We start from the raw sequence: 24,333 nt of genomic DNA, 5'->3' as shown, positions 1-24,333 counted from the left end.
CCGGCAGGACGCCATCAGGCTGTCACGTCTCATGTGTCTGGCTGTCCGGTTGGAACACTGACTTGCACAGACAGAACAGACAGATGGGACAGCGAGATTCGCGGGTGTCTCACCTGTCCTACCGTCCGGCGAAATGCTCGTTCCTCAACGGGTTTCGACGTTCGCGACTCTAGGGTTTCGGGGAGGACACCTGCACTCGTCCCTCTCCGTCGCCGGCCCGGGCGCGTCCGTCACATGCGGGCCAGGATCTCCGCCTTCTTCGTCGTGAACTCCTCGTCCGAGAGGATGCCCGCGTCCCTCAGTTCGGCCAGTTGGCGGAGCTGTTCGACGGGGGTGGTCGTCGGCTGTGGTGCGGAAGCCGGGGCGGGGGCCGACGGTTGCTCGGAGGGGGGATCTTGCCCAGGATCAGGTCCGTGAGCAGGGACTTGATGCGGGGTGCCGCGTCGTGTGGGACGCGGAAGTCGATGTTGTTGCCCGATGCCACGACCACGACCTTGGTGAACATGAAGCCGTCGCGCTTGGTCACCACGCTGGAGATGTTGCGGACCGGGATCGTCTCGGTGCCGGCGTCGGAGCTGCGTACGCCGGTGGCCAGGAGTGAGGCGCCGCCGGTCAGGAAGCCGGCCGTGAGCTTCTTGGCGCTCGTGCCACGAGGGCGTTCTTGCCCTCGATGTGGCTCGTGAGGGGCATCAGCGGGGTGCTGGACATGGGGTGCTCCTGACGTGCGGGACGGCGTGGTACGTGCCGTCTACAACCAGACGCACCGTGGGCAGCGAGGGCTTCAGGTCGGGGCGTCCGTGCGGAGCATCGCCCAGACCGTCTTGCCCGCCGGGGGGCGCCGGGTCCAGCCCCAGTGTTCGGTCAGGGCGTCGATGATGCGCAGGCCGCGGCCGTGTTCGTCGAAGGGGTCGCTGGTGTGGGGGTAGACCGGCGGGCTGTCGCTCGGGTCGATGACCGCGCAGACGAGGTGTGCCGGGCGGCGCAGGCTGAGGCGGAGCCAGATGTCGCCGTCGCCCCCGGTGGGACGGGCGGCGTGCAGGACGGCGTTGGCCAGGAGTTCGGTGACGACCGTGAGCGCGTCGGCGGTGCAGTGGCCGAGGGACCAGTCGTCCAGGGTGCGGCGGACGAGGTCGCGGGCCTGGGCGCAGCCCTGTTCGGCGCCGGTGAGGCGCAGGGCCACGGGGCGGGGGGTCTCCGCGTACGGGGAGGCCGGCCCTGCGGGCGGCAGGGGCGCGATGCGGGGCGCCTGGGTGCCGGAACCGAGGCTTCGTACGGCGTTGCCGAGGGGGCGCGCCGGTCTCGTGGGGGACGCGGCACTGCCGGGCGGTCGGAGGCCTTCGTACGCAGGTAAGGACACAGCGTCTCCCTGATACACGGTCATGACGGGGCGTCTGCACCGCAGTTGACGGCACGGCTATTATCCACGACGAAGGCCTCCTCGTGCAATTTCACGGGAAATTGCGCGTGGAATGTCATCGCAGAGCACGTGGCATGCCCGGGGCCCGGCGAGGCGGAGGGGCGTGCGCGTGGCGGAACGTGAGCAAGGAGAGTGCAGTGCCAACAGCACCGAACGGCGTACGGGCCAGCTCGTTGGGCGTCCGTTGGATCAAGAGCCGGCACAGCAATGCCGAGGGCAACTGCGTCGAAGTGGCGGCTCTGGCCGACGGGCGTGTCGCACTGCGCAACTCCCGCGACCCCGACGGCCCCGCGCTCGTGTACACCCCGGGTGAGATCTCCGCGTTCCTGGCGGGCGCCAAGGACGGTGAGTTCGACCACCTGGCGTGACGACCGACGGTCACCGCTTCGGAGGCACCGGCCGGCACCGGCCGGTCACGGACACCGGCTCCCCTCCGTGAGGGGGGCCGGTCAGAGGGGGCGCCGCGGCTCTTCGGGGGAGGCGGCGGCGCCCCCGCCCGGGGCGTGTCGGCGCCCCGAGTTCCGTGCGCGAAACGGAAGTTGAGGCCGCCACTTCCGACGGGGCCGGGCGGCGGAAGGCGTCGAGATGCGATAATGCAGTCTGTCGTATGCCCGTCTACGGGGAGTCAGGATGTCCTCCGAGTCACCTCGCATTTCCCGCCTCGAGCCGTATCTCAGTCGGACCGAGCCCGCGCCCACCCTGCTGAAGATGCTGGTCGGCGTGCAGCTGGCGGGTATCCGCGAGGACGCCGGGCTCTCCCAGGACCAGGCGGCGCGGGCCGCCGGATTCAGCCCGGCGAAGCTGTCGCGCATCGAGTCGGGCAAGGGCCGCAAGCCGCCCACCGAGGCGGACGTCCGCGCGCTGCTGGAGCTGTACCGCACCGAGGCGTACGAGGCCTCCGTGCTGCTGCAGCTGCTCAAGCGCGCCAACGAGCCCGGATGGTGGCAGCGCTACGACAAGCGGCTGATGCCGGAGTGGTTCGACCGGCTGGTGGGGCTCCAGGAGGCCGCCACCGCCATCCGTACCTTCGAGCTCCAGTACGTGCCCGGTCTGCTGCAGACCGAGGACTACACGCGGGCCGTCGTGGAGCGCGGATTGCCCACGGCCTCCGCGCGCGAGGTGCAGCGGCGGGTGGAGCTGCGCATGCGCCGCCGTGAGCTGCTGCACCGGTCCGACGCGCCCCGGCTGTGGGCGATCGTGGACGAGTCGGTGCTGCTGCGGGTCCTCGGCAGCCCCGCGGTGATGCACGAGCAGCTGGAGTACCTCGTCGAGATGGCGCAGCGGCCCCATGTGACCGTGCAGATCGTGCCGCTGGACGTGACGAACGCGTCCGCGCCCGCCATCCCGATCACCTATCTCCGGTTCGGCGGCGTGGACCTGCCGGACATCGTGTACCTGGAGCACATCAAGAGCGCCGCGTTCCTGGAGGACCAGGACGAGACGGAGGAGTACCGGCTCGCGCTGGACCGCCTGGGCGACGAGGCCCTCGATCCGCGGCAGTCGCTGGAGCGGCTGCGCGAGACGATGAAGCGGTACGCCTGACGCGCCCGTGACACGCGTCCGGGGCTCCCTTGCGAGAGCCCCGGACGGCGGTGCGGTGCGGGCGGCCGCGTTACAGCGGCAGGCGGCCGATGCCGCCGAACTCGATCCACTCCTGCGTCTGCTGACGGGGCGCCACCTCGTTGTCGGGACGCCATGTGGAGACCTCGACCAGGCCGGGCTCCAGGATCTCCAGGCCCTCGAAGTACGCCTCGACGTCCTTCTCCTGGCGCACCTGACCCCAGTGGCCCTGGGTCGCCTGGTCCATGAAGTCGGTGACGAACTTACGGACCTCGGGGTCCTCGCTGACCAGCTGGCACATCAGCATGAAGCTGCCGGGCGCGAGCCGCTCGCGGACGCGGCGGGCCACGGCGAGCGGGCCGTCGGTGTCGCTGTCCGGGATGCAGTGGAACACCGAGTTGAACAGCACGGCGACCGGCTGCGAGAAGTCGATCAGGCGCTTGGTGTCGGGATGGTCGAAGATGCCGTCGGTGTCGCGCATGTCGGCGTGGATGACGGCGGTGCGGTCGTTCTGGTCGAGCAGGGCGCGGCCGTGGACGAGGACCATCGGGTCGTTGTCGACGTAGATGACGCGCGACTCGGGGTCCACCTCCTGCGCGACCTGGTGGACGTTGTTCTGGGTGGGCAGACCGGAGCCGTGGTCCAGGAACTGGCGGATGCCGTACTCACCGGCGAGGGTGCGGACGGCCCGCTGGAGGAAACGCCGGTTGTTCACGGCGAGGGCCCGGGTACTGGGGACGACCTTGTCCAGTTCCTCGCAGGCCGCTCGGTCGGAGGCGTAGTTGTCCTTGCCGCCGAGATAGTGGTCGTACATGCGCGCCGCTGTCGGCACCGCGGCGTCGATCGATGTGGACAGCTTTCCAGGCTCCATCGTTTCCCCCAGTGGCAGGGCCGGCCGAGGAGGATCACCTCGCCGACAACCCATCCTAGGGAGGGGCGAGTTGGTCGGACCAGCCCATCGGGCAAGCCCGTACGGCCACTCCGGCCCTGCGGGGCGGGCACGGAGCCGCGAAATGGAGCAAGGGTGCGAACCGGTCAGCGGGCGGCGGGTGGTCCGGTGACCGCAAACGTTCGTAGGTGTCTACGAGATCGTCGCCGTGACGGCCCGTCGGGTGGACCCGCGGGCCGGTGATCACCGGGTGCCGGGGCGTGCGGGGCGCCTGGTGGGGAGGTTTCTCGGCCGGTTTGCGTGCGCGGGGCGGCGGCGGCCGCCGGGTCGAACTACAGTTCCCGGTCGGGATCCCTATGCGACGGGAGTGCTCAGGTGGCCGTCAGAACATGCCCCGCTCCGGCACGCACCCTCGGGCGCGGGGTGACCTCATGACCGGACTCCCATGGCCAGACTCCTCGTGGCCGGACTCCCGATGACCGGACTCCCCGCGACCGGACTCCCCATGACCGGGGGCGCCTCGTGACCGTGCCCGGCATGCGGACCCGGTGGCTGCGGGGCGTGCGCTCCCCCGGTGCGCGGACGCGTCTGGTGTGCTTCCCGCACGCTGGCGGGGCCGCCGGCTTCTTTCACGGCTGGACGGCGCCGGCCCCGCCCTGGCTCGAGGTGCTGTCGGTGCAGTACCCCGGCCGCCAGGACCGGCTGGACGACCCGTGCCCGGCGACGATGGAGGAGCTGGCCGGCGTGATCGCCGAGGCGCTGCTCCAGGAGGCGGCGGACGGGCTGCCCCTGGCGCTGTTCGGGCACAGCATGGGCTCGGCGGTGGCGTACGAGGTGGCCGGCCGGCTGGAGGACGCGGGCGTCGGCCTGGTCCGGCTCGTGGTGTCGGGGCGGGCGCGACCGCGCGGCCCGCACGAGCTCGCGGCGCGTCCGGCCCCGGACGACGACGAGATCCTGCGGCTCTTGCGCAGGCTCGATCCCGCCGGTGCCGCCGTGTACGACCATCCCGAGCTGCGGCCCGTGATCATGCCGGCGCTGCGCGCGGACTTCCGGCTGCTGGCGGCCCACCGCCCGGCCCCGCTGCGCCGGCTGGCCGTCCCGGTGACCGCCTGCGGCGGGGACCGCGATCCGGTGTGCCCGGTCGAGAACCTGGCGTCCTGGGCGGACGTCACCTCGGGGGACCTGGAGGTGCGGGCCTTCGAGGGCGGTCACTTCTACCTCACCCCGCGCAAGCGGGAGGTGCTGGCCCTGCTCGCCGAGCGGCTGGCCTGAGCGGACGGGACCGGCTCACGCCGACCGTTTCCGGAAGGCCGTCCCACGCCGACCGTTCGCGGAAGGCCGTCCCACGCAGACCATGCCCGGAAGGCCGTCCCGCGCCGGCCGTTCGCGGAAGGCCGTCCCATGCCGGCCGTCTCCGGAAGACCGCCTCACGCCGACCGTTTCCGGGAAGCCGTCTTCTTGGCCGCGGGCTTCCTGGCCGCCGTCGTCTTCGCCGTCGTCTTGGCGGTGCTCTTGGCCGTCGACTTCTTCGCGCCCTGGGCGGACTTGGACGTCGACTTCCTCGCGGAGGACGTGGACGACGTGGACGACGCGGACGACGCGGACGACGCCGACGAGGCCGTCTTCTTCGCGGCGGTCTTCCCGCCGGCCGCGGACTTCTTCCCGGAGGTCTGCTTCGGGGCCGCGCGGGCGGACTTGCGCTGCGGCAGCGTCCGTACCTCCGCCTCCGAGGTCTTCGCCGGCTCCCCCGAGTCGGCCGGTTCCTCGCCCCGCGACTCCTTCGCCGCGCGCACGCTCTTCTCCAGGGCGGCCATCAGGTCGAGGACCTTGCCGGAGCGCGCCGGCTCGGGGGTCTCGGGCGGGGCCTCGCCGGAGACCTTCGCGGCGACCACCTCCTCCAGCGCCTCGCGGTACTCGTCGTGCAGCTCCTCCAGCTCGATCTCGCCGAGGGTGTCCATCAGGGCGTCCGCGAGGTCGAGCTCCTTGTCGTTCACGGTGACGGGTGTGTCCGGTGCGACGCCCTCGGGGGCCCGGACCTCGTCCGGCCACAGCAGACCGTGCATGGCGATGGCGTCGTCGACGACCCGCAGCATGCCGAGCCGCTCCCGGCCGCGCAGGGCGTACTTGGCGATGGCCACCTTCTGGCTGCGCTTGAGCGCCTCGCGCAGCAGGGTGTACGGTTTGGCGGCCTGCGCCCCGCCCGCCGCGAGGTAGTAGGCGGCGTCCATCTGGAGCGGGTCGATCCGGTCGGCCGGGACGAAGGCGACGATCTCGATGGTCCGGGCGGTCGGCAGCGGGAGGTGGGACAGGTCCTCGTCGGTGATCGGGACGATCGTGCCGTCCGCGTCCTCGTACCCCTTGCCGATCTCGGCCTGGCCGACCTCGCGGTCCTCCAGCTCGCAGACCTTGCGGTAGCGGATCCGGCCGCCGTCCTCCGTGTGGATCTGCCGGAACGAGATCGAGCGGTTCTGGGTGGCGTTCACCAGCTTGATGGGGATGCTGACCAGGCCGAACGAGATGGCGCCGTTCCAGATGGATCGCACTTCCGCACCCCTTCGGTCGATACACCGGGCGTTGTGCCAGGATTGTTCCTATATTCATCCGTTTCTCTGGAATCCTCATCGTATGACGCCGATCACAGAGGTGGAGGGGCGACGGCTCGCGCTGAGCAACCTGGAGAAGGTGCTGTATCCGGCGACCGGCTTCACCAAGGGCGAGGTGCTGCACTACTACGCCACCACCGCGCCGGTGCTGCTGCCGCATCTGCGCGACCGGCCGGTGTCGTTCCTGCGCTACCCGGACGGTCCGGACGGACAGCTGTTCTTCGCCAAGAACGTGCCGCCGGGCACCCCCGACTGGGTCACCACCGCCGAGGTGCCCCGCATGGAGGGGCCGGCGCGGATGGTGCTGGTGCAGGATCTGGCGAGTCTGATGTGGGCCGCGAACCTGGTCACCGAGTTCCATACGCCCCAGTGGGTGATCCAGGCGCCCGGTGAGGCGGACCGGCTGGTCTTCGACCTGGACCCCGGGGCGCCCGCCTCGGTGGTCGAGTGCTGCGAGGTCGCCCTGTGGCTGCGGGAGCGGCTGGCCGCCGACGGCATCGAGGCGTACGCCAAGACCTCCGGCTCCAAGGGCCTGCACCTCAGCGCGGCCGTACGGCCGGTGTCGTCCGAGCGGGCCACGGAGTACGCCAAGGAGCTCGCCGTGGAGGCGGAGCGGGCGATGCCCCGGCTGGTCGTGCACCGGATGACGAAGAGCCTGCGGCCAGGCAAGGTCTTCGTCGACTGGAGCCAGAACGCCGCCCGCAAGACGACGGCCGCCCCCTACACCCTGCGCGCCCGCGCCGAGCCCCTGGTGTCGGCGCCGGTCACCTGGGAGGAGGTGGCGGAGTGCAGCTCCCCCCGCTCCCTGGCCTTTCTCGCTCCGGACCTCGCCCCGCGCCTGCAGGACTACGGCGACCTGCTGGCGCCCCTGCTGGATCCGAAGGCCGCGGCCGAGGTGCCCTGACGCCCGCGACCGGGTCGGCCGTACGGCTCCGCGACGGACTACGACTCCGCGACGCCCGTACGGCTCACAGCGCCGCCGTCCACACCGTGCGGTCCCGGGCCAGCGCGAACAGGGCCTCGACGTCCGCCGGCTTCAGCAGCCCGCCCGTCCGCGCGAACCCGGCGATCTCCGTGTCCCGGAGCACCCGTACCTCGCTCGGTGGCGTGGGCACCGCCACCTCGGCCGGGTCGACGAGGACGAGGACCGGGCGGACCTCGGCCGTCAGGGCGTGCGCCGCCCGGCCGGCGTCGGCGCGCAGGCGCCGCAGCAGCGGCTCGGTCGTGCGCCGGCCGAGCGTGACCAGCGGATCGGCGACGGTGACCTTCTGCCGGCGGGCGTACAGGCTGTGCAGGGCGAACAGGCCGCCGGGCCCGATCAGCAGATGGTGGACGCGGTCGCCGCCGGGCAGCGGCACGGAGTGCAGGACGCGCCAGCCGGCGCCGTCCAGGAGGTCCAGCGCCTCGCCGACGGTCCGCTCGGCGGTCAGCGCCCGCCGCCGGGGGTCGGCGCGCAGGCGGTGGGCGGGGCCGGGGTCGCGGTCGAGGGCGACGAGCAGCGCCTCGCCGGGGCGGTTGGGGGCCAGGTCGTCGTCCGGGTGGAGGGCGAGCCGGGCCAGGTCGGCGGGGGTGGGGACCGGGGGCGGGCCCACCGTGACCGGGCCGGTGACGAAGGGGCCGAGGGCCTCCAGCACCTCCTCGCGGTGGTCCCGGACCAGCAGGTTGACGCGGGCCGCCTCCCGGTCGTACCAGGCGATGTTCCGCCCGTCCGGGAGGCAGACGTACAGCTGTTCCTGGCCGTGCCGCCAGGCTGGTACGACGCGCAGTTCGCTCATGGCACCATTACCCCACCGACCATGGGAACAGGCGGGGTGCTGCGCGGGCAAGAACCCGGTTACCTTGGGGAGGAGTTGGGCAGGGCCCCGCGAGGGGCGGCTGGGGAGGCGCCGTTGCGTACCCGCAGGAAGCAACCCGACGTACCCGCTCCGGACAGTCCCTGGAGCGAGATCGTGCCCGGCCTGTGGATGGGCGGGCACCAGTTCCGCGGTCCGGCGGGGCAGCTGGAGTTCGCCGTGGTGCGGGACGAGTTCGACCTCGTCCAGACCTTGCTGCGGCTGCCCGGGCACGGGCCCGACCCGGGCGTGGAGCACCATGTGTGGCCGATCCCGGACGGGCCGCTGGACGGGACGCAGCTCGCGGGCGTGATCCGGCTCGCGGACGCCGTGACGGAGGCGCTGGACGCGGGCCGCAGGGTCCTGGTGCGCTGCTACCACGGTTACAACCGGTCGGGGCTGGTCGTCGCCCAGGCGCTGATCCGCGGCGGGCACTCGGCCGACCGGGCGATCCGGCTGATACGCTCCCGCCGCTCTCCCTGGGCGCTGCACAACGAGCTGTTCGTCGACTACCTCCACGCGGGACTGCCGGTCGCCCGGCTGCTGGAGGAACTCGACGGGTGATCGTGCCGCCCCTCCGACCCCGGGTGCGCAAAAAGGACTTCCGTACGAATACTGTGGACGCGCCCGCCCAGCGCCCGCTCAGCGCCCGCCCTTCCCTGGAGAACCGTGCCCCGCAGCCGCCTCATGCGCCTCGCCGCGCTCGTCGCCGTGCTGTCGGCGGCCGTCGCGGGGTGCGGTGACGCCGGGGAGCTGCGGAGCGCGGGCCCGACCGAGACCGCGGTGGCACCGGACAAGCTGTGGCCGCGGCTGACGCCCGCGTCGAGTCCGGCGTATGTGATCGGCGAGGTGAACCGGGAGGTCGTCAAGGGCCTCACCGTGCCCGGCGGGGACATCCGCGCCGTGGACCCGGTGGACGTCGTGCGCCGGGAGATGGCGAAGAGTCCCGGGGACTACGAGGGCGACAAGGCGCCGTACCGCGAGACCGGGCGGCTGATCGACGACTGCGGTGACGGCGCGGGGCACGGCCGGTGCCCGGTGCTGCGGCCCTACTACCGGGATCTCACCGGTGACGGGCGCGCCGATCTGACGCTGGGCTTCCGGCTGCTGCCGGGCCGGACCACGGCGGTGCGCGTCTACACGGTCGAGAAGGACCGGCTGGTGCAGGTGATGAGCTGGGACGACGCCGTCAGCGGGGTGGAGCTGGCCCGGCGTTCGGTGATCATCCGCTCACCGTCGGAGGTCGCCGGGTACGAGTACCGGCTCCAGTGGACGTGGGAGCCGGACCAGAAGGCGATGCTGCTGACCCACGACGAGATGCTGCGCACCGGGCCGCACCCGACGAAGCCGCCGAAGTCGCCGAAGGCGTCCGTGTCCCCCTCGGCGGGCACCCCGTGAGGCTCTGGCTGCCCCGGTGGGCCGGTCCGCTCGCCGTGCGGGCCGCCGTGTTCATCACGGTGATGTGCTGTGCGCTGGCGGCCCTGCTCGGTGTGCTGGTGCACGTCTCGGTGACCAACCAGACCGTCGGCAAGGCGCGCGACCTGGCGCTGGACCGGCTGGCGGGCGCCACGACGGCGTTCGAGGCCGGGGACAGGCTCGCTCCCGGCGCCGCGGTCGACCCGCCGGGCCTGCCGCGTTCCCTGCGGGACCTGGCGCTGGGCGGCGAGCGGGGCACCGTCGTGGCCCATCACCGGGGGCGCCCCACGATGTGGGCGGCGGGTCCCGTCGACCGGGGCCGGGTCCTCGCCGTCGAGGTGGACTACTCGCAGCAGGCCCGCACGATAGACGGTCTGGACCGGGCGATCCTGTGGTCGTCGGCGCTGGCGATCGGGGTGACGGTGCTGGCGGGCGCGTTCGCGGTGACGCGGGTGACGCGCCGGCTGCACACGACGGCCGGGGTGGCCCGGCGGATCAGCGTCGGCGACCTGGACGCGCGGGTGGGCGACCCCCGGACGAAGGACCCGGACCGGCCGCAGGACGAGGTGGCCGTGGTCGCGGCCGCCCTGGACTCCATGGCGTCCTCGCTCCAGGCCAAGCTGCTGGCCGAGCAGCGCTTCACGGCGGACGTGGCGCACGAGTTGCGCACCCCGCTGACGGGGCTGCACGCGGCGGCCGAGCTGCTGCCGCCGGGACGGCCGACCGAGCTGGTGCGGGACCGGGTGGCGGCGCTGCGGACGCTGACCGAGGACCTGCTGGAGATCTCGCGGCTGGAGTCGGGCCGCGAGCGCTCCGAAGTGGACACGGAGTCGCTGGCCGCGCTGGCCGACCGGGTGGTGCGGGGCGCCGCCGGTGACACGGAGGTCGTCGTGGTGCGGGACGCCGTCGTGGAGACGGACCGGCGGCGGCTGGAGCGGGTGCTGGGGAACCTGGTGGCCAACGCGCACAAGCACGGCCGGGCACCGGTGGTGCTGACGGTCGACGGTCCCGTGGTGACGGTCCGGGACCACGGCGAGGGCTACCCGGACTACCTGGTGGCACACGGCCCCCAGCGCTTCCGCACGGAGGGCGGCACCACGGGCCACGGCCTGGGCCTGACGATCGCCCTCGGCCAGGCAGAGGTCCTGGGCGCCCGCCTGACGTTCACCAACGCGGAGGACGGCGGCGCGGTGGCGCGGTTGGCGCTGCCGTAGGAGCGGCGGGGTGCGACACGGCTGACGTCCGTCGCACTGGCCTCTCCCCCCGGCACGGGCCGCTCGGTTGGCCCATTCAGACGCGCGGCAGCCCCCGGGCCGCTCCTAACGTGGCGATCAGTCAGGTTTTCCTGTCCCGGGGGTTGTCCGGGACTGTCCTCGGAGGTGCCTCATGGCCCTGCGTTCGCGTTTCGCCCTGTCCATAGCCGCCGGTCTGCTGGCCACCGCCGCGGCCGCCACACCCGCCCTGGCCGACGACGAGTGGGGGTCCGGCACCGGCACGGAGTCGCAGGGGGACTGGGGCGGGGCCCAGGGAGTGGGTGGGGACTGGAGCGGCCAGGGCGGGGAGCAGAACGGCCAGGGGGCCTCGCAGGGCGCCTCACAGGGCGCGGCCCAGGGCGACTGGGGTGGCGGTCAGGGCGGGAACCAGCAGTTCACCCGGGGCCGGGTGACCGCCGGCACGTTGCTGCTGCGCAGTGCGCCGAACCGGGGCAGCCAGGTCATCCGTGTCGTGCACCGGGGGGACCGTGTCCGCATCTTCTGCAAGACCCGGGGCGAGAGCGTCCAGGGCAACGGGAACTGGTACCTCCTCGCGGACGGCATCTGGGCCTGGGGCTCGGCGCGCTACATCGACACCTTCGGGCACACGCCGCGCTGGTGCTGAGGCATCAGGCGCGCGAGACGGACTATTTGGGTAGGTTCCGGACATGATCAAGGCCGGAACCTCCCTGGCGGCAGCGGACGCACCCGCTCCCGCCGCACCCCTCCCCCGGCGCCGTGGCATCGAACTGTCCCTCATCGTCGTGGCCGTCCTGCTCAGCGTGTACGGCTACTGCGCGGTCGGCCTCGCCCGGCAGGGCACCGTTCCGCCCGGCGCCGCCGGCTACGGCGCCGGGCTGGGCGTGCTGGCGCTGGTCGCGCATCTGGCCGTACGCCTGCGCGCCCCCGCCGCGGACCCCCTGCTGCTGCCGATCGGCGTCCTGCTCAACGGGCTCGGCCTGGTGCTGATCTACCGGCTCGACCTGGAGACGCCGGGCGACGCGGCGGCGCCCACCCAACTCGTGTGGTCCACGCTGGGGGTGGCCCTGTTCATCGTGGTCGTGCTGCTGCTGCGCGACCACCGGGTGCTCCAGCGGTACGCGTACGTCTGTGTCGTCGCCGCGCTCGCCCTGCTGACCCTGCCGATCCTCTTCCCCTCGGTGAACGGCGCCCGCATCTGGATCCGGATCGCCGGATTCTCCATCCAGCCCGGCGAGTTCGCGAAGGTGCTGCTCGCGGTGTTCTTCGCCGCGTACCTGGCCGCCAACCGCAGCGCGCTGGCGTACACGGGCCGGCGGGTCCTCGGGGTGGAGCGGCTGCAGCTGCCGACCGGGCGGGTCCTCGGCCCCATCGTCGCGATCTGGCTCATCAGCGTGGGCGTGCTCGTCCTCGAACGGGACCTGGGCACCTCGCTGTTGTTCTTCGGGCTGTTCGTGGTGCTGCTGTACGTGGCCACCGGGCGCACCGGCTGGATCGCGGTCGGTCTGCTGCTGGCCGCCCTCGGCGCGGTCGCCGTGGGCCTGCTGGAGCCGCATGTGCACGCGCGGGTGGAGGACTGGCGGCACCCGTTCGCCTCCATCGAGGCGGGTGAGGGCCCCAACCAGCTCTCCCAGTCGCTGTTCGCCTTCGCGGCGGGCGGCACGTTCGGCACCGGGCTCGGCCTCGGCCACTCGATCCTGATCGGCTTCGCGGCCAAGTCGGACTTCATCCTGGCCACCGCCGGGGAGGAGCTGGGCCTGGCCGGGCTGTCCGCGGTCTTCCTGCTGTACGGCCTGCTCGTGGAGCGCGGCTACCGGACGGGCCTCGCGCTGCGCGACCCGTTCGGGCGGCTGCTCGCGGTGGGGCTCGCCTCCATCGTGGCGCTCCAGGTGTTCGTGATCGCGGGCGGGGTGACCGGGCTGATCCCGTTGACCGGCATGGCGATGCCGTTCCTGGCGCAGGGCGGCTCGTCGGTCGTCACCAACTGGGCGATCGTGGCGCTGCTGATCCGGCTGAGCGACCGCGCCCGCAGCCGTCTCGGCGTGCCCCGCGGCGAGGAGGCCGCGGCGCCGGAGACGGGTCGGCACGAGCCCGCGGGGGCCGCCCGATGACCCGGCACATCCGCCGCGCCGCATTCTTCTGCGCGCTGCTGCTGGCCGCGCTGCTGGTCAACGCCGCCCGCGTGCAGGTCGTCGAGGCCCCGTCGTACGGCGACAACATCGCCAACCGGCGCACCACCATCGCCCGGTACGGGCAGCCGCGCGGGAACATCCTGGTCGACGGGGCGCCGGTCACCGGCTCGCAGGACACCGGGGAGCATCTGCGCTACGAGCGGACGTACACGAACGGCCCGATGTACGCCCCGGTGACCGGCTACGCCTCGCAGGTCTACGGCACGACCCTGCTGGAGCACACCGAGGACGGAGTCCTGGCGGGCACCGACCCGCTGCTGTCGCCGTTCCCCCTGTGGGGGGCCGCCGCGCGGGGCCGGTACCCGGGCGGGGACGTGGTCACCACGCTGCGGGCGGCCGCGCAGGAGGCCGCGTACGAGGGGCTGGCGGGCCGCAAGGGGGCGGTCGCGGCGATCGAGCCGTCGACGGGCCGCGTCCTGGCCCTGGTGTCGGCGCCCTCCTACGACCCGTCGGTGCTGTCGGGGAACGGCTCGGCGGTGGCCCGGTCCTGGTCGACGCTGAACCGGGACCCGGACAAGCCGATGCTGAACCGGGCGGTGCGCAAGACGTATCCGCCGGGGTCGACCTTCAAGGTGGTGACGGCCGCCGCCGCCCTGGACGCGGGGGTGGTCGAGGACCTGGACGTCCGCACCCGCACCCCGGACCCGTACACGCTGCCGGGCACCCGGACGAAGCTGACGAACGCGTCCGAGGGCTGCGAGGACGTGCCGCTGCGCAAGGCGTTCGAGTGGTCCTGCAACACGGTGTTCGCGAAGCTCGGCGTCGAGGTGGGCGTGGAGCGGATGGCGGCGACGGCGGGCGCGTTCGGGTTCAACGACCCGGATCTGAAGATCCCCTACTCGGTGGCCCGGTCCACGTTCGACACCCGGGTGGACCGGGCGCAGCTCGCGCTGTCGTCGATCGGGCAGTACAACACGCGGGCCACGCCGTTGCAGATGGCGATGGTGGCGGCGGCCGTGGCCAACGGGGGTCAGGTGCGCTCGCCGTATCTGGTGGAGCGCACGGTGCGGGCGGGCGGGGGCACGGTGGCGGCGGCCGGGTCCCGGCCGATGCGGCAGGCGATGCGGCCCTCGACGGCCGCGAAGCTGCGGGAGCTGATGGTGGACGTGGTGCGGGAGGGCACCGGTACGAACGCCTGGATCCCGGGCGCGACGGTCGGCGGCAAGACCGGCACCGCGCAGCACGGCCTGGGCAACTCCGGGACGCCGTACGCCTGGTTCGTCTCGTGGGCGCAGGGCGACCGCGACGTGGAGCCGAAGGTCGCGGTCGCCGTGGTCGTGGAGGACGCGGACGCGGACCGTGGCGAGATCAGCGGCGGCGGGGACGCGGCGCCGATCGCGCGGGCGGTGATGGAGGCCGTGCTGAAGTCGTCGCCTGAGCCGCGGCGGTGATCCGGGCGGCTCAGTCGCCGCCCGCGCGCACGGCGTCGGTCACCTCGGCGACCCGCTCGCGCTCCTCGCGCGCGAACCGCTCGGCGTCCAGCCGCTCGGCGATCTCCTCGTCCTGGGACATCAGCAGGTCCAGGTTGTGGTCGCCCATCTCCAGGACGCCCATGTCGACGTAGGCCTGCTGGAGGCGTCCGCCCCACAGGCCGATGTCCTTGACGCAGGGCACGATGCGGGAGAACAGCAGCCGGCGGAACAGCTGGAGGAACTCGGAGCGCTCGCTGAGCTCCTCGGCCTCCGCCTTCGGGATGCCGAAGTTCTCCAGGACCTCGACGCCCCGCAGCCGGTCGCGCATGAGGTAGCAGCCCTCGATGACGAACTCCTCGCGTTCGCGGAGCTCGGCGTCGGTGAGCTGCCGGTAGTGGTCGCGCAGGGCCATCTCTCCCGGTCGTTCATCCGGTCCCAGTGGGGTGTGCCGTACAGGGCCATCGCGTCCTCGGGGGTGCCCAGCGGGTCGTACGGGTCGACCTCCAGGTCCCAGTCGATCCTGCGCTGCCCGTCCCACTGTCTGTCCTTGCCCTTCTGGTAGAGGGCGAGGAGGCGTTCGCGGCCGTCGTCGTACTCCCAGGTGAAGCGGGCCGCGCCGGTCGCCGGTACCTGCCAGAGGGGGTCACCCGGATCGTCGGCGTACACGTCGAATGTCGGCATATGGCGCAGGCTCCTCCTTGGTGGACGCGGGGTCAACAAGTGCGGCACGGGGGATTGACGGGCTTGCTGACAGGCAGTCTCATAAGACCCGTACGATGTGACCACCGGTAACGAGGTGAGGGACCGATGACTGCCCTGACGGAAGCCGAGGCGCTGGACGGACTGCGCGACGCGCTCGGCCTGCTCAAGGACCGCGAACAGGTGGCCGAACGCCTCCTCGCCTCTTCCGCGAAGCACTCCTTCGACCCCGACAAGGAGCTCGACTGGGACGCGCCCTTCGAGGAGGGCAAGTGGTTCTGGCCGCCGGAGCTCGTCTCGCTCTACGACACCCCGATGTGGAAGCGGATGAGCGAGGAGCAGCGCATCGCGCTCTCCCAGCACGAGGCCGCCGCGCTCGCCTCCCTCGGCATCTGGTTCGAGATCATCCTGATGCAGCTGCTGGTCCGGCACATCTACGACAAGTCCGCGACGAGCGCCCACGTGCGGTACGCGCTCACCGAGATCGAGGACGAGTGCCGGCACTCCAAGATGTTCGCGCGCCTGATCTCCCACGGCGGCACGCCCTGGTACCCCGTCAGCCGCGTCCACCAGAACCTGGGCCGGCTGTTCAAGACGATCTCCACCACCCCGGGCTCCTTCACGGCCACCCTGCTCGGCGAGGAGATCCTCGACTGGATGCAGCGCCTGACCTTCCCGGACGAGCGCGTCCAGACCCTCATCCGGGGCGTCACCCGTATCCACGTGGTCGAGGAGGCCCGCCATGTGCGGTACGCCCGTGAGGAGCTGCGCCGGCAGATGATGACGGCGCCGCGGTGGTCGCAGGAGTTCACCCGGGTCACCTCGGGCGAGTTCGCCCGCGTCTTCTCGGTCGCCTTCGTCAACCCGGACGTCTACACCAACGTCGGCCTCGACAAGAAGGAGGCCATGGCGCAGGTGAAGGCCAGCGGCCACCGCCGCGAGGTCATGCAGACCGGCGCCAAGCGGCTGACCGACTTCCTGGACGACATCGGCGTCCTGCGCGGAGTGGGCCGCCGCCTGTGGAAGTCGTCGGGCCTGCTCGCCTAGGCATGGCCCCTGGTCCCTTCCGGCCCGGCGGTTAGGCTTCCTTCCATGCCAGCCGCTCCCGCCTACCGCCGCCTGAGCGTCGAGGAGCGCCGTACCCAGCTCCTCGACGCCGCCCTCGGACTCTTCGCGCACCGCGCCCCCGAGGAGGTCTCCCTCGACGACGTGGCGGAGGCGGCCGGGGTCTCCCGTCCCCTGGTGTACCGGTACTTCCCGGGCGGCAAGCAGCAGCTGTACGAGGCGGCCCTGCGCTCCGCCGCCGAGGAGCTGCGGACCTGCTTCGACGAGCCCCGCGAGGGTCCCCTGGTCCCCCGGCTCGCCCGCGCGCTCGACCGGTACCTCGCCTTCGTCGACCAGCACGACACCGGCTTCAGCGCCCTCCTCCAGGGCGGCAGCGTCGTCGAGACGTCCCGGACGACCGCCATCGTCGACGGGGTGCGCCGCGCCGCCGCCGAGCACATCCTGCGGCATCTGGAGGTCGGCGATCCGGGGCTGCGGCTGCGGATGACCGTCCGCATGTGGATCACGGCCGTGGAGGCGGCCTCCCTCATCTGGCTCGACGAGGGCAAGCAGCCGCCCGTGGCGGAACTGCGCGACTGGCTGGTGGACCAGTTCGTCGCCGTGCTGTCGGTGACCGCCGCCCGGGACCCGCAGACCGCCGCACTGGCCGAGCGCCTCCTGGCGGATGGCTGACACTGGTCCCGTGAAGAGCGAAGACACCCCGTTCGAGGGCGGCCCGATGGACGGCCGCGTGCTGCCGGTGCTGCTGGGGATCACCGGCCACCCGCCGAAGACGTACCGCATCCCCGTCCCGGACCCCGACGGCGGGCCGCCCACGGTCCTCGTCTACCGCCGCGTGCCGCGCGCGCAGGGCGCCCGGCCGGGCCTGTCCCGGCGCTGGAAGTACGCCTACGACCCCGAGGGCGAGCAGGGCCGCCGGCTGAACTGGCCGTGGTCGCGTCCCGGCGACACGCCGCGCGGCACACCGGACGACCCCCACGGGTGACCGGCCTACGCCGAACCGCGCACGTCCCGCGCGCACACCCGGTGCGTCCGCCCGATGCTCTCGGTGCGAGCAGAGACCCTGTCCGCACCGGAGGTGATGTCATGTCAGGAAGGCCGCTGCGTCTGGCGTGCACCGCGGCCGTGCTGTCCGCCGCGCTCCTCGCACCCGGGGCCGCCACGGCGGCCCCCGAACCCCCCGAGCGCACCACGGCCGCCCTCCTGGCGGACCTTCAGAGGCTGTACCGGGAGGCGGAGCGGGCGACCGAGACGTACAACGCCACCGAGGAGAAGCTGGCCGGGCAGCGCGCCGAGGTGGCCCGCCTGGACAAGGCCCTCGCCGCCGCGCGGCTGCGGCTGCACGACAGCCGGGGCGCGGCCGGCCGGCTGGCCCGCCAGCAGTACCAGAACACCACGGCGATCTCCCCGTACGTCCGGCTGCTGCTGGCCCGGGACCCTCAGCACGCCCTGGACCAGGGTCATGTCATCGGGCTGCTGGCCCGCGAGCGCGCCGACACCGTCGGCCGGCTGACCGGCACGGAACGCGCGGCCGACCGGCTGGCCCACGCCGCGCGCGCCGCCCTCGACCGGCAACTCGCCCTCGCCGAACGGCAGAAGAAGGACCGCGACACGGTACGGAAGCGGCTGCGGAAGGTGGAGGAACTCCTCGCCTCCCTCACCGCCGAGCAGCTCGCCGCGCTGGCCGAGCTGGAGGAGAAGGGCGTCACGAAGGCGCAGAAGGACCTGCTGGAGTCGGGCACCCTCGCCGAGGACGACCACAAGCCGTCCGCCCCGGCCCGGCGTGCGATCCGCTTCGCCGAGCGGCAGCTGGGCAAGCCGTACCGGTGGGGCGCCGAGGGCCCGAAGGCGTACGACTGCTCGGGGCTGACCCAGCGGGCCTGGGCGCACGCCGGCACCCGCATCCCCCGTACCAGCCAGGAGCAGTGGGCACGGCTCGAGCGCGTCCCCCTGATCGAACTGCGCCCCGGCGATTTGGTGATCTACTTCCCGGACGCCACGCACGTCGCCCTGTACATCGGCAAGGGCAAGGTGGTCCAGGCCCCGCGTCCCGGCGCGAAGGTCACGATCTCCCCGATCGCCTCCAACCCGGTCCTGGGCGCGGTCCGCCCGGCGCCCAGGACGCGCACGTCAAAGTAGCCGAAGTGGCCTTTTATCGAGCCACCGATGATCGATGATCGACGTCGCCACGATCGGCTCCGGCGTCCTCGCCGCCATCTACGAGCTCGCCGTGCTGATCCCCTCGCTCGCGGTCGCCGTCCGCCGTCCGCACGACACGGACCGCTCCGGCGGGTGGCTGGCGAACAAGTACGGCGAGAACCCGAAGCTGGTCCCGGCCGCGGCCTGATCACCTCACCCTCGCCCACCCGACGGCGGCCCGCCCCCTCCTGGGGGGGCGGGCCGCCGTCGGGTCGTGCCGCGGTCAGGCTCCGGCGAGCGAGCCCAGGTAGGCCTCGGTCTTCTCCGGCTCGTAGAAGAAGTTCTCGAAGTCGGCCGGGTCGTTGAACGCGTTGGCGAAGCGGTCGGCGGCCGGCTGGAGCTCGCCCGCGGCGCCGATGAGGTTCAGGACGTGCTCCGGCGGCGGGGCCAGCATGGCGTTCGTCCACTTGGTGACGTGCTGGGCGGTGGCCCAGTAGCGGTCGAACGTGGCCCGCATCCAGGCCTCGTCGAACTCCTTGTCGCCGTGCTCCAGGATCGACGCGAGGTAGGCGGCCGCGCACTTGGACGCGGAGTTGGAGCCCTGCCCGGTGATGGGGTCGTTGGCCACGACGACGTCCGCGACGCCGAGGACCAGGCCGCCGCCGGGGAGCCGGCCGACGGGGTTGCGGACCGTCGGGGCGTACCGCCCGCTCAGCGTGCCGCCGGCGTCCGTCAGCTCGACCTTGGTGGCGCGGGAGTACTCCCACGGCACGTACCGCTCCATGAGTTCCAGGGTCAGGGAGAGGTGCTCGGCCGGGTCCTTCACGCCGTCGAAGACGTCGAGCGGGCCGCCGGGTATGCCCTCCCAGAACAGGATGTCCGCGCGCCCGGACGTCGTCAGGGTCGGCATGACGAACAGCTCGCCGACGCCGGGGACGAGGTTGCAGCGGACGGCCTCGGTGCCGGGGTGCTCGGGGCGCGGGCCCATGCCGTGCACGTAGGCGACGGCGAGGGCGCGCTGGGGCTCGCTGTACGGGGAGCGCTGCGCGTCCCGGCCGAACATCTGGACGAGCTCGCCCTTGCCCGCGGAGACCAGCACGAGGTCGTAGGTGCGGGAGAAGTAGTCGAGGTCGCCGACGGCCGCGCCGTGGATGACGAGCTGGCCGCCGCGCTGGGCGAAGGTCTCCATCCAGCCGGCCATCTTCACCCGCTGGTCCACGGACTGCGCGAACCCGTCGAGCCGGCCCAGCCAGTCGATCGCGCGGGCCGCCGGGCCCTCGGCCCAGGAGCCGGGGGCGGCGACCGAGACACCGAGTCCTTCGATCTTCGGGGCCTGGGACTCCCAGAAGTTCAGCTGGAGGTCGCGCTCGTGCTGGAGTGCGGTGTGGAACATGCACTGGGTGGACATGACCCGCCCGGAGCGGATCTCGTCCGCGGTCCGGTTGGACATCAGGGTGACCTCGTACCCGTGGGACTGGAGTCCGAGGGCGAGCTGGAGACCGGACTGGCCGGCCCCGACGACGAGTATCTTCCGCATGCGGGTGAGGGCTCCTAACCGCGATTCACTCGGGGGTGACGTCGAGCGCGTGTCCCACCAGGGACAGAAGGGTCTCGATCACCGAGATCCGGCGCCGCGCGTCCATGATCATTACAGGTATGTGCGCGGGGATCGTCAACGCCTCGCGCACGTCCTCCGGTTCGAACCGCTCGCTGCCGTCGAAGTGGTTGACCGCCACGACGTACGGCAGTCCGCAGCTCTCGAAGTAGTCCAGCGCGGGGAAGCAGTCCTTCAGCCGCCGGGTGTCGGCCATGACGACCGCGCCGATCGCGCCGCGCACCAGGTCGTCCCACATGAACCAGAACCGCTGCTGGCCCGGTGTGCCGAACAGGTACAGCACCAGGTCGTCGTCGAGCGTGATCCGCCCGAAGTCCATGGCCACGGTGGTCGTCGACTTGCCGGGCGTGGCGGTGAGGTCGTCGGTCTCCTCGCTCGCCTCGGTCATCAGCGCCTCGGTCTGCAGCGGTGTGATCTCGGAGACCGCGGTGACCAGCGTGGTCTTCCCGACGCCGAACCCGCCGGCCACGACTATCTTCGTGGCGATCGGGGCCCGGGTGCGGTCGGTCTGCCAGGACCTCAGGTCTTCCTCGGTCGTGTCCTCAAAGACGACGGAGTCCACTCAGCACCCTTTCGAGCAGAGCCCGGTCCGGACGGCCGGTGCCATGACCGGTTCCGGTGCCGTACACACGGATCTTTCCCTGGTCCGCCAGGTCGCTGAGGAGCACGCGGACCACGCCGAGCGGCATCTTCAGCAGCGCGGCGATCTCGGCCACCGTACGCATCCGGCGGCACAGTTCGACGATGGCCCGCAGCTCGGGCATCACCTTGGTGCTGAGCGAGCCCTTCGTGAGCTCCTTGCGCTCCTCGGGGGCCTCCAGCGCGGCCACGAAGGTCTCCACCAGGAGGACGTGACCGAAGCGGGTGCGGCCGCCGGTGAGCGAGTACGGCCGCACGCGGGCCGGTTTTCGGTCACCTCCGCGCACGGGGAGCTGTGGCCGGTTCCTCGGGGCGTTGCTCATCGGGTGCTCCCTGCCGACGCGGGCTCCAGCGACTTCCGCAGCTCGCTGCGGAGTTCGGGAGTGAGGACGTGGCCGGCCCGGCCGACGAAGAGCGCCATGTGGTAGGCGACGACACTCATGTCGCAGTCCGCGGAGCCGTGCACACCGAGCAGCGAGCCGTCGCTGATGGACATGACGAAGAGGCTGCCCTCCTCCATCGCGACCATCGTGTGCTTCACCCCGCCGAACTCCATGAGGCGGGCCGCGCCGACGGTGAGGCTGCCGATGCCGGAGACGACGGTGGCGAGGTCGGCGGAGGACCCGCGCGGGCCGGAGCGGTCCGTGGGCCTCGCCTCGCGGGCCTCGTCGTTGCGTGCCTGGTCCGAGGAGAGGAGGAGCAGGCCGTCGGAGGAGACGACGGCGACCGACTGGATACCCGGCACCTCCTCGACCAGATTCGTCAACAACCAGTGCAGGTTGCGGGCTTCACTGCTCAGTCCGAAGGTACTGGGCGCGGTCAACTGCTTGCCTCCTCGACTGTGCCCCCCGTGGCTGCTTCGGATTCGGTGCGCGCCTCGGCGGGCGTGGCCGGTGCCTTGTTCTGTCCGGTGCGTTCGGCGATCTCCGCCTCGACGTCGCGGTAGCCGGCCTCGGCTCCCTTGCGGAAGCCGCCGAGCCGGCGGCGCAGGGCCTCGGCGTCGACCGTGCCGCCGCGCCGCGGTGGCGGGGCGGCCGGTGTGGTGATCCTGGGGGTGCGCTTGGGCAGGCCCTTGTCGGTGACGGGCTCCGTGTCCTCGTCGGCCTCTTCCGCCTGTTCCGCCTGTTCCGCCTGCTCGGCCTCGTCACGGGTGCGCTCGTGGGCGTCGGGGCCGATGGCGTACGGGTCGGGCCGCTCGGGCAGCGACTCCTCGGCCGGGGCGGCGGCGGGCTCCGGGATCAGCAGCTCCATCGTCGTCTCGGACGGCGAGGGCTCGGCCGGTGCCTCCTGCGCGGCGGGCGTCTCATCCCCTGTATCGGGCTCGGCGCCCTCGGCCTCGGACGGCGGCTCCGCCTCCTGCCGCTGGACGGCCTTCTCGGCCAGCTCCACCAGCGGGTCGGCGCCCTTCGGCCGGGCCGGCAGGTGGTTGGAGTTGGCCTCGGCGTCGGCGCCCGGCAGGGAGAAGGTGTGGCTGCCGGCGGGGCGCGGCGCGTCCGTGGGGACCGCGGCGGTGGGGGCGGCGGCCAGCAGGCCCGCGGGCAGGACCGCGACGGCCGCGACGCCGCCCTGCTTCTGCTCGCGCAGCTGGACGCGGACGCCGTGCCGGTGGGCGAGACGGGCGACGACGTACAGGCCGAGGCCCAGGCCGTCCTCGCCCTCCTGGTCGTAGGTGGCCTCGGGGTCGAACTCGGCGAGGCGGGAGTTGAGCCGCGTCAGCCGGTCGCCGGCCATGCCGATGCCCTCGTCCTGCACGGAGAGCATGACCTCGCCGCTCTCCAGCAGCCAGCCGGACACCTCGACGGGCAGGTCGGGCGGCGAGAACGAGGTGGCGTTCTCCATGAGTTCGGCGAGCAGGTGGGAGAGGTCGTCGGCGGCGAACCCCGCCACGTGCGCGTGCGGCGGCAGCGCGGCGATGCGGACCCGCTCGTACCGCTCGATCTCGCTGACGGCGGCGCGGACGACGTCGACCAGCGGCACCGGCCCGGCGTGCTGCTGAACGTGCTCGGTGCCGGCCAGCACGAGGAGGTTCTCGCTGTGCCGGCGCATGACGGTGGCGAAGTGGTCGAGCTTGAACAGGGTGGCGAGGCGCTCGGGGTCCTGCTCGCGCTCCTCCAGACCCTCGATCACGCCGAGCTGGCGCTCCACCAGGCCGAGGGTGCGCAGGGCCAGGTTGACGAAGGTGCCGCCGATGCTGTCGCGCAGGCGCTCCAGCTGGGCGGCGGACTCGGCGAGTTCGCCGCGCAGCTTCTCGCGGGCGTCGGCCATCTTCTGGCGCTGCCCGACGAGGTGCTTGCGGTCGGACTCCAGGGTGGCGATGCGCTCGTGCAGGGCGACGGCGCGGGTGTGCAGCGCGTTGACGGAGTCGACGACCTGGGCGAACTCGTCCTTGCGGCCGGTGAACCGCACGGGTTCCTCGGCGGCCGGGTCGGCGGCGCCCGCGAGCCGGGCGGAGCCGAGCCGCAGCACGGCGAGGGGGCGGGTGAGGCTGCGGGCCATGCCGGTGGCGACGCCCACGGCGAGCAGCATCAGCGCGCCGAGGATCGCGATGTGGATCTCCAGCGCGGTGACGTCGTCGTCGCGGAGCTCCTCCAGGGCCTTGGTACGGCGGTCGTAGAGCGCGGACTCCGCGCCGCGCATCGAGTCGACGCGGGCGGACAGGGCGGCCGAGGCACGGCGGGTGTTCGTGGCCAGGTCGCGGTCGGAGAACGTGGGCTGGTCGGTGAGGGCGGCCAGGTAGCGCTCGGCGGTGTCGACCTCGGGGCCGGTGACGGTGGAGTCGTAGGAGGCGCGCGCGGCCGGGGCGGCGGTGTCGCGGAAGCCGGCGAGGGCCGCGTCGGAACGCAGCCGGGCCTGCTGGGCGGCGGTGGTGAGAGCGTCGCGCTGCTTGGCGTCCGCGTCCGAGGCGGTCTTGCGGGTGGTGGCGACCCCGGTGAGCGGGTCGATCACGGTCTGGGTGGTGGTGGGCACGCTCAGCGCGGCGAGCAGCAGTCCGCGGGCGGCGGCGGCCTGCTGTACGGCGGTGTCCAGTTCGGCGAGCGCGTGGGCGCCGGTGCCGGCGCGGGACGGCATCTCCTCGGCCAGCTGCTCGGCGAGCCGGTGCAGTTCGGTGACGGCGCCCGTGTAGGCGGCGTGCGCCTCCAGGGCGCTGCTCTTGCCGGTGAGCGCGGAGCGGCGCAGGGTGGCGACGCCCTCGAGGTCGTCGCGGAGCCCGGCGGGGAGGTCGGTGTCGGCGCGCAGCTCCTCGACCTGCCGGTCGACCCGGGCGCTGCGCTGTTCGCTGGGCGCCTTGGACTTGGGGCGGCCGGCGGCGATGTAGGAGGTGACCTCGTCGCGCTCGTCGGCGAGGGAGTGCGCGAGGGTGAGCGCGTTCTGGGTCTGCTCGGCGAGCGTCACCGTGCTCTGTGTGTCGTGCAGTTGCCCGGAGGCGGCGACGACCGAGGGGACTCCGGCGCCGGCGATGGCGGCGGCCACGACGGCCACGGCCACGATCAGCCGGTTCCGTACGTGGGTCGGGCGTCCCTTGCCCGCCGGGGCGGGGGCGTCGGCGGTGCCGGGGATGGGCTGGTCGCCTCCTGCGGAGGCCGTCTGCTTGCCTGAGCGACGAGGCCGCGTCTTCTGCACCG

General features: G+C 72.7%; 26 protein-coding genes and 1 pseudogene. 15 read left to right on the top strand and 12 right to left on the bottom strand.

Annotated features, from left to right (window positions below; all coding sequences use genetic code 11):
* Positions 1 to 230: 230 nt before the first annotated feature.
* The 3 genes from F8R89_RS36850 to F8R89_RS23860 form a co-directional block, all read right to left on the bottom strand.
* Entirely contained in the window at positions 231 to 287 is a 57-nt protein-coding gene (locus tag F8R89_RS36850; RefSeq protein ID WP_225994651.1) for a hypothetical protein, read from the bottom strand.
* An 11-nt stretch (positions 288 to 298) separates the two neighbouring features.
* Positions 299 to 529 carry a hypothetical protein gene (locus F8R89_RS36845; RefSeq protein WP_225994472.1) on the bottom strand — a complete coding sequence of 77 codons (231 nt, stop codon included), beginning with the start codon at positions 527 to 529 and terminating at the stop codon, positions 299 to 301.
* A 252-nt stretch (positions 530 to 781) separates the two neighbouring features.
* Positions 782 to 1,180 (bottom strand): ATP-binding protein, encoded by a 399-nt coding sequence (locus F8R89_RS23860; protein ID WP_151785859.1) that lies wholly within the window; start codon positions 1,178 to 1,180, stop codon positions 782 to 784.
* Positions 1,181 to 1,554: 374 nt separating this feature from the next.
* On the opposite strand from F8R89_RS23860, the gene F8R89_RS23855 reads away from it, so the two are divergent.
* Together F8R89_RS23855 and F8R89_RS23850 are read left to right on the top strand one after the other, a co-directional pair.
* Positions 1,555 to 1,785, top strand: coding sequence for a DUF397 domain-containing protein (locus tag F8R89_RS23855; protein ID WP_055624080.1), 231 nt, complete (start codon positions 1,555 to 1,557; stop codon positions 1,783 to 1,785).
* Between the two features lie 262 nt (positions 1,786 to 2,047).
* Positions 2,048 to 2,959 (top strand): helix-turn-helix domain-containing protein, encoded by a 912-nt coding sequence (locus tag F8R89_RS23850; RefSeq protein WP_151785857.1) that lies wholly within the window; start codon positions 2,048 to 2,050, stop codon positions 2,957 to 2,959.
* Positions 2,960 to 3,029: 70 nt separating this feature from the next.
* Here the strand turns inward: F8R89_RS23850 and F8R89_RS23845 are convergent, their stop codons facing one another.
* Entirely contained in the window at positions 3,030 to 3,848 is an 819-nt protein-coding gene (locus F8R89_RS23845) for an SAM-dependent methyltransferase (RefSeq protein ID WP_151785856.1), read from the bottom strand.
* A 555-nt stretch (positions 3,849 to 4,403) separates the two neighbouring features.
* Between F8R89_RS23845 and F8R89_RS23840 the strand changes: the two genes are divergently transcribed.
* The gene (locus tag F8R89_RS23840) at positions 4,404 to 5,138 is read left to right on the top strand and encodes a thioesterase II family protein (RefSeq protein ID WP_192806209.1); all 735 of its coding nucleotides are present in this window, start codon (positions 4,404 to 4,406) and stop codon (positions 5,136 to 5,138) included.
* A gap of 155 nt (positions 5,139 to 5,293) precedes the next feature.
* Here F8R89_RS23840 and F8R89_RS23835 read toward each other — a convergent pair whose 3' ends face one another.
* A complete protein-coding gene (locus F8R89_RS23835) occupies positions 5,294 to 6,409 on the bottom strand; it encodes a Ku protein (RefSeq protein ID WP_151785854.1) in 1,116 nt (371 codons plus the stop codon).
* A gap of 82 nt (positions 6,410 to 6,491) precedes the next feature.
* Between F8R89_RS23835 and ligD the strand changes: the two genes are divergently transcribed.
* The gene (gene ligD / locus F8R89_RS23830) at positions 6,492 to 7,373 is read left to right on the top strand and encodes a non-homologous end-joining DNA ligase (RefSeq protein WP_151785853.1); all 882 of its coding nucleotides are present in this window, start codon (positions 6,492 to 6,494) and stop codon (positions 7,371 to 7,373) included.
* A 64-nt stretch (positions 7,374 to 7,437) separates the two neighbouring features.
* On the opposite strand, the gene F8R89_RS23825 is transcribed toward ligD, so the two are convergent.
* Positions 7,438 to 8,244: a nuclease-related domain-containing protein gene (locus F8R89_RS23825; RefSeq protein ID WP_151785852.1), complete on the bottom strand. Its 807-nt coding sequence runs from the start codon at positions 8,242 to 8,244 to the stop codon at positions 7,438 to 7,440.
* 114 nt (positions 8,245 to 8,358) lie between these two features.
* Here F8R89_RS23825 and F8R89_RS23820 point away from each other — a divergent pair, with 114 nt between their 5' ends.
* The 6 genes from F8R89_RS23820 (at position 8,359) to F8R89_RS23795 (ending at position 14,532) form a co-directional block, all read left to right on the top strand.
* Positions 8,359 to 8,865, top strand: coding sequence for a dual specificity protein phosphatase family protein (locus F8R89_RS23820; RefSeq protein ID WP_151785851.1), 507 nt, complete (start codon positions 8,359 to 8,361; stop codon positions 8,863 to 8,865).
* A gap of 105 nt (positions 8,866 to 8,970) precedes the next feature.
* Positions 8,971 to 9,699 carry a hypothetical protein gene (locus tag F8R89_RS23815; protein WP_151785850.1) on the top strand — a complete coding sequence of 243 codons (729 nt, stop codon included), beginning with the start codon at positions 8,971 to 8,973 and terminating at the stop codon, positions 9,697 to 9,699.
* Positions 9,696 to 10,931 (top strand): sensor histidine kinase, encoded by a 1,236-nt coding sequence (locus F8R89_RS23810; RefSeq protein ID WP_151785849.1) that lies wholly within the window; start codon positions 9,696 to 9,698, stop codon positions 10,929 to 10,931. The genes F8R89_RS23815 and F8R89_RS23810 overlap by 4 nt, the downstream gene beginning before the upstream one ends.
* 172 nt (positions 10,932 to 11,103) lie before the next feature.
* On the top strand, positions 11,104 to 11,595 hold the full coding sequence (locus F8R89_RS23805) for an SH3 domain-containing protein (RefSeq protein WP_151785848.1): 492 nt from the start codon (positions 11,104 to 11,106) through the stop codon (positions 11,593 to 11,595).
* 43 nt (positions 11,596 to 11,638) lie between these two features.
* A complete protein-coding gene (locus F8R89_RS23800) occupies positions 11,639 to 13,060 on the top strand; it encodes an FtsW/RodA/SpoVE family cell cycle protein (RefSeq protein WP_151785847.1) in 1,422 nt (473 codons plus the stop codon).
* Positions 13,057 to 14,532 carry a penicillin-binding transpeptidase domain-containing protein gene (locus tag F8R89_RS23795; RefSeq protein WP_151785846.1) on the top strand — a complete coding sequence of 492 codons (1,476 nt, stop codon included), beginning with the start codon at positions 13,057 to 13,059 and terminating at the stop codon, positions 14,530 to 14,532. The genes F8R89_RS23800 and F8R89_RS23795 overlap by 4 nt, the downstream gene beginning before the upstream one ends.
* 10 nt (positions 14,533 to 14,542) lie before the next feature.
* Here the strand turns inward: F8R89_RS23795 and F8R89_RS23790 are convergent.
* Positions 14,543 to 15,234: pseudogene (locus F8R89_RS23790) on the bottom strand (hypothetical protein).
* Positions 15,235 to 15,360: 126 nt separating this feature from the next.
* Here F8R89_RS23790 and F8R89_RS23785 point away from each other — a divergent pair.
* The 5 genes from F8R89_RS23785 to F8R89_RS23765 all read left to right on the top strand — a co-directional run bounded on the left by F8R89_RS23785 (position 15,361) and on the right by F8R89_RS23765 (position 18,664).
* On the top strand, positions 15,361 to 16,299 hold the full coding sequence (locus F8R89_RS23785) for an AurF N-oxygenase family protein (protein WP_151785845.1): 939 nt from the start codon (positions 15,361 to 15,363) through the stop codon (positions 16,297 to 16,299).
* A 45-nt stretch (positions 16,300 to 16,344) separates the two neighbouring features.
* Complete coding sequence (locus F8R89_RS23780) at positions 16,345 to 16,989, top strand: TetR/AcrR family transcriptional regulator (protein WP_151785844.1); 645 nt, start codon at positions 16,345 to 16,347, stop codon at positions 16,987 to 16,989.
* Positions 16,990 to 16,999: 10 nt separating this feature from the next.
* Positions 17,000 to 17,302, top strand: coding sequence for a hypothetical protein (locus F8R89_RS23775; RefSeq protein ID WP_151785843.1), 303 nt, complete (start codon positions 17,000 to 17,002; stop codon positions 17,300 to 17,302).
* Between the two features lie 101 nt (positions 17,303 to 17,403).
* Complete coding sequence (locus tag F8R89_RS23770; protein ID WP_151785842.1) at positions 17,404 to 18,456, top strand: C40 family peptidase; 1,053 nt, start codon at positions 17,404 to 17,406, stop codon at positions 18,454 to 18,456.
* A 34-nt stretch (positions 18,457 to 18,490) separates the two neighbouring features.
* Positions 18,491 to 18,664 carry a DUF805 domain-containing protein gene (locus tag F8R89_RS23765; protein WP_151785841.1) on the top strand — a complete coding sequence of 58 codons (174 nt, stop codon included), beginning with the start codon at positions 18,491 to 18,493 and terminating at the stop codon, positions 18,662 to 18,664.
* Between the two features lie 75 nt (positions 18,665 to 18,739).
* On the opposite strand, the gene F8R89_RS23760 is transcribed toward F8R89_RS23765, so the two are convergent.
* The 5 genes from F8R89_RS23760 to F8R89_RS23740 are packed head-to-tail and all read right to left on the bottom strand — an operon-like array spanning position 18,740 to position 24,331.
* On the bottom strand, positions 18,740 to 19,993 hold the full coding sequence (locus tag F8R89_RS23760) for a styrene monooxygenase/indole monooxygenase family protein (RefSeq protein ID WP_151785840.1): 1,254 nt from the start codon (positions 19,991 to 19,993) through the stop codon (positions 18,740 to 18,742).
* 25 nt (positions 19,994 to 20,018) lie between these two features.
* Complete coding sequence (locus F8R89_RS23755) at positions 20,019 to 20,633, bottom strand: GTP-binding protein (protein ID WP_192806207.1); 615 nt, start codon at positions 20,631 to 20,633, stop codon at positions 20,019 to 20,021.
* Positions 20,614 to 21,033 carry a DUF742 domain-containing protein gene (locus F8R89_RS23750; RefSeq protein WP_151785839.1) on the bottom strand — a complete coding sequence of 140 codons (420 nt, stop codon included), beginning with the start codon at positions 21,031 to 21,033 and terminating at the stop codon, positions 20,614 to 20,616. Before F8R89_RS23750 ends, F8R89_RS23755 begins: the two co-directional genes overlap by 20 nt.
* Entirely contained in the window at positions 21,030 to 21,533 is a 504-nt protein-coding gene (locus F8R89_RS23745; RefSeq protein ID WP_151785838.1) for a roadblock/LC7 domain-containing protein, read from the bottom strand. The genes F8R89_RS23750 and F8R89_RS23745 overlap by 4 nt, the downstream gene beginning before the upstream one ends.
* Positions 21,530 to 24,331 (bottom strand): nitrate- and nitrite sensing domain-containing protein, encoded by a 2,802-nt coding sequence (locus F8R89_RS23740; protein WP_225994471.1) that lies wholly within the window; start codon positions 24,329 to 24,331, stop codon positions 21,530 to 21,532. The genes F8R89_RS23745 and F8R89_RS23740 overlap by 4 nt, the downstream gene beginning before the upstream one ends.
* Positions 24,332 to 24,333: the final 2 nt, after the last annotated feature.

Origin of the sequence: Streptomyces sp. SS1-1, assembly GCF_008973465.1 — a bacterium.
GTDB lineage: Bacteria > Actinomycetota > Actinomycetes > Streptomycetales > Streptomycetaceae > Streptomyces.
Note: the sequence above shows the minus strand (reverse complement) of the source record. Positions and strands in the feature narration are given on the sequence as shown.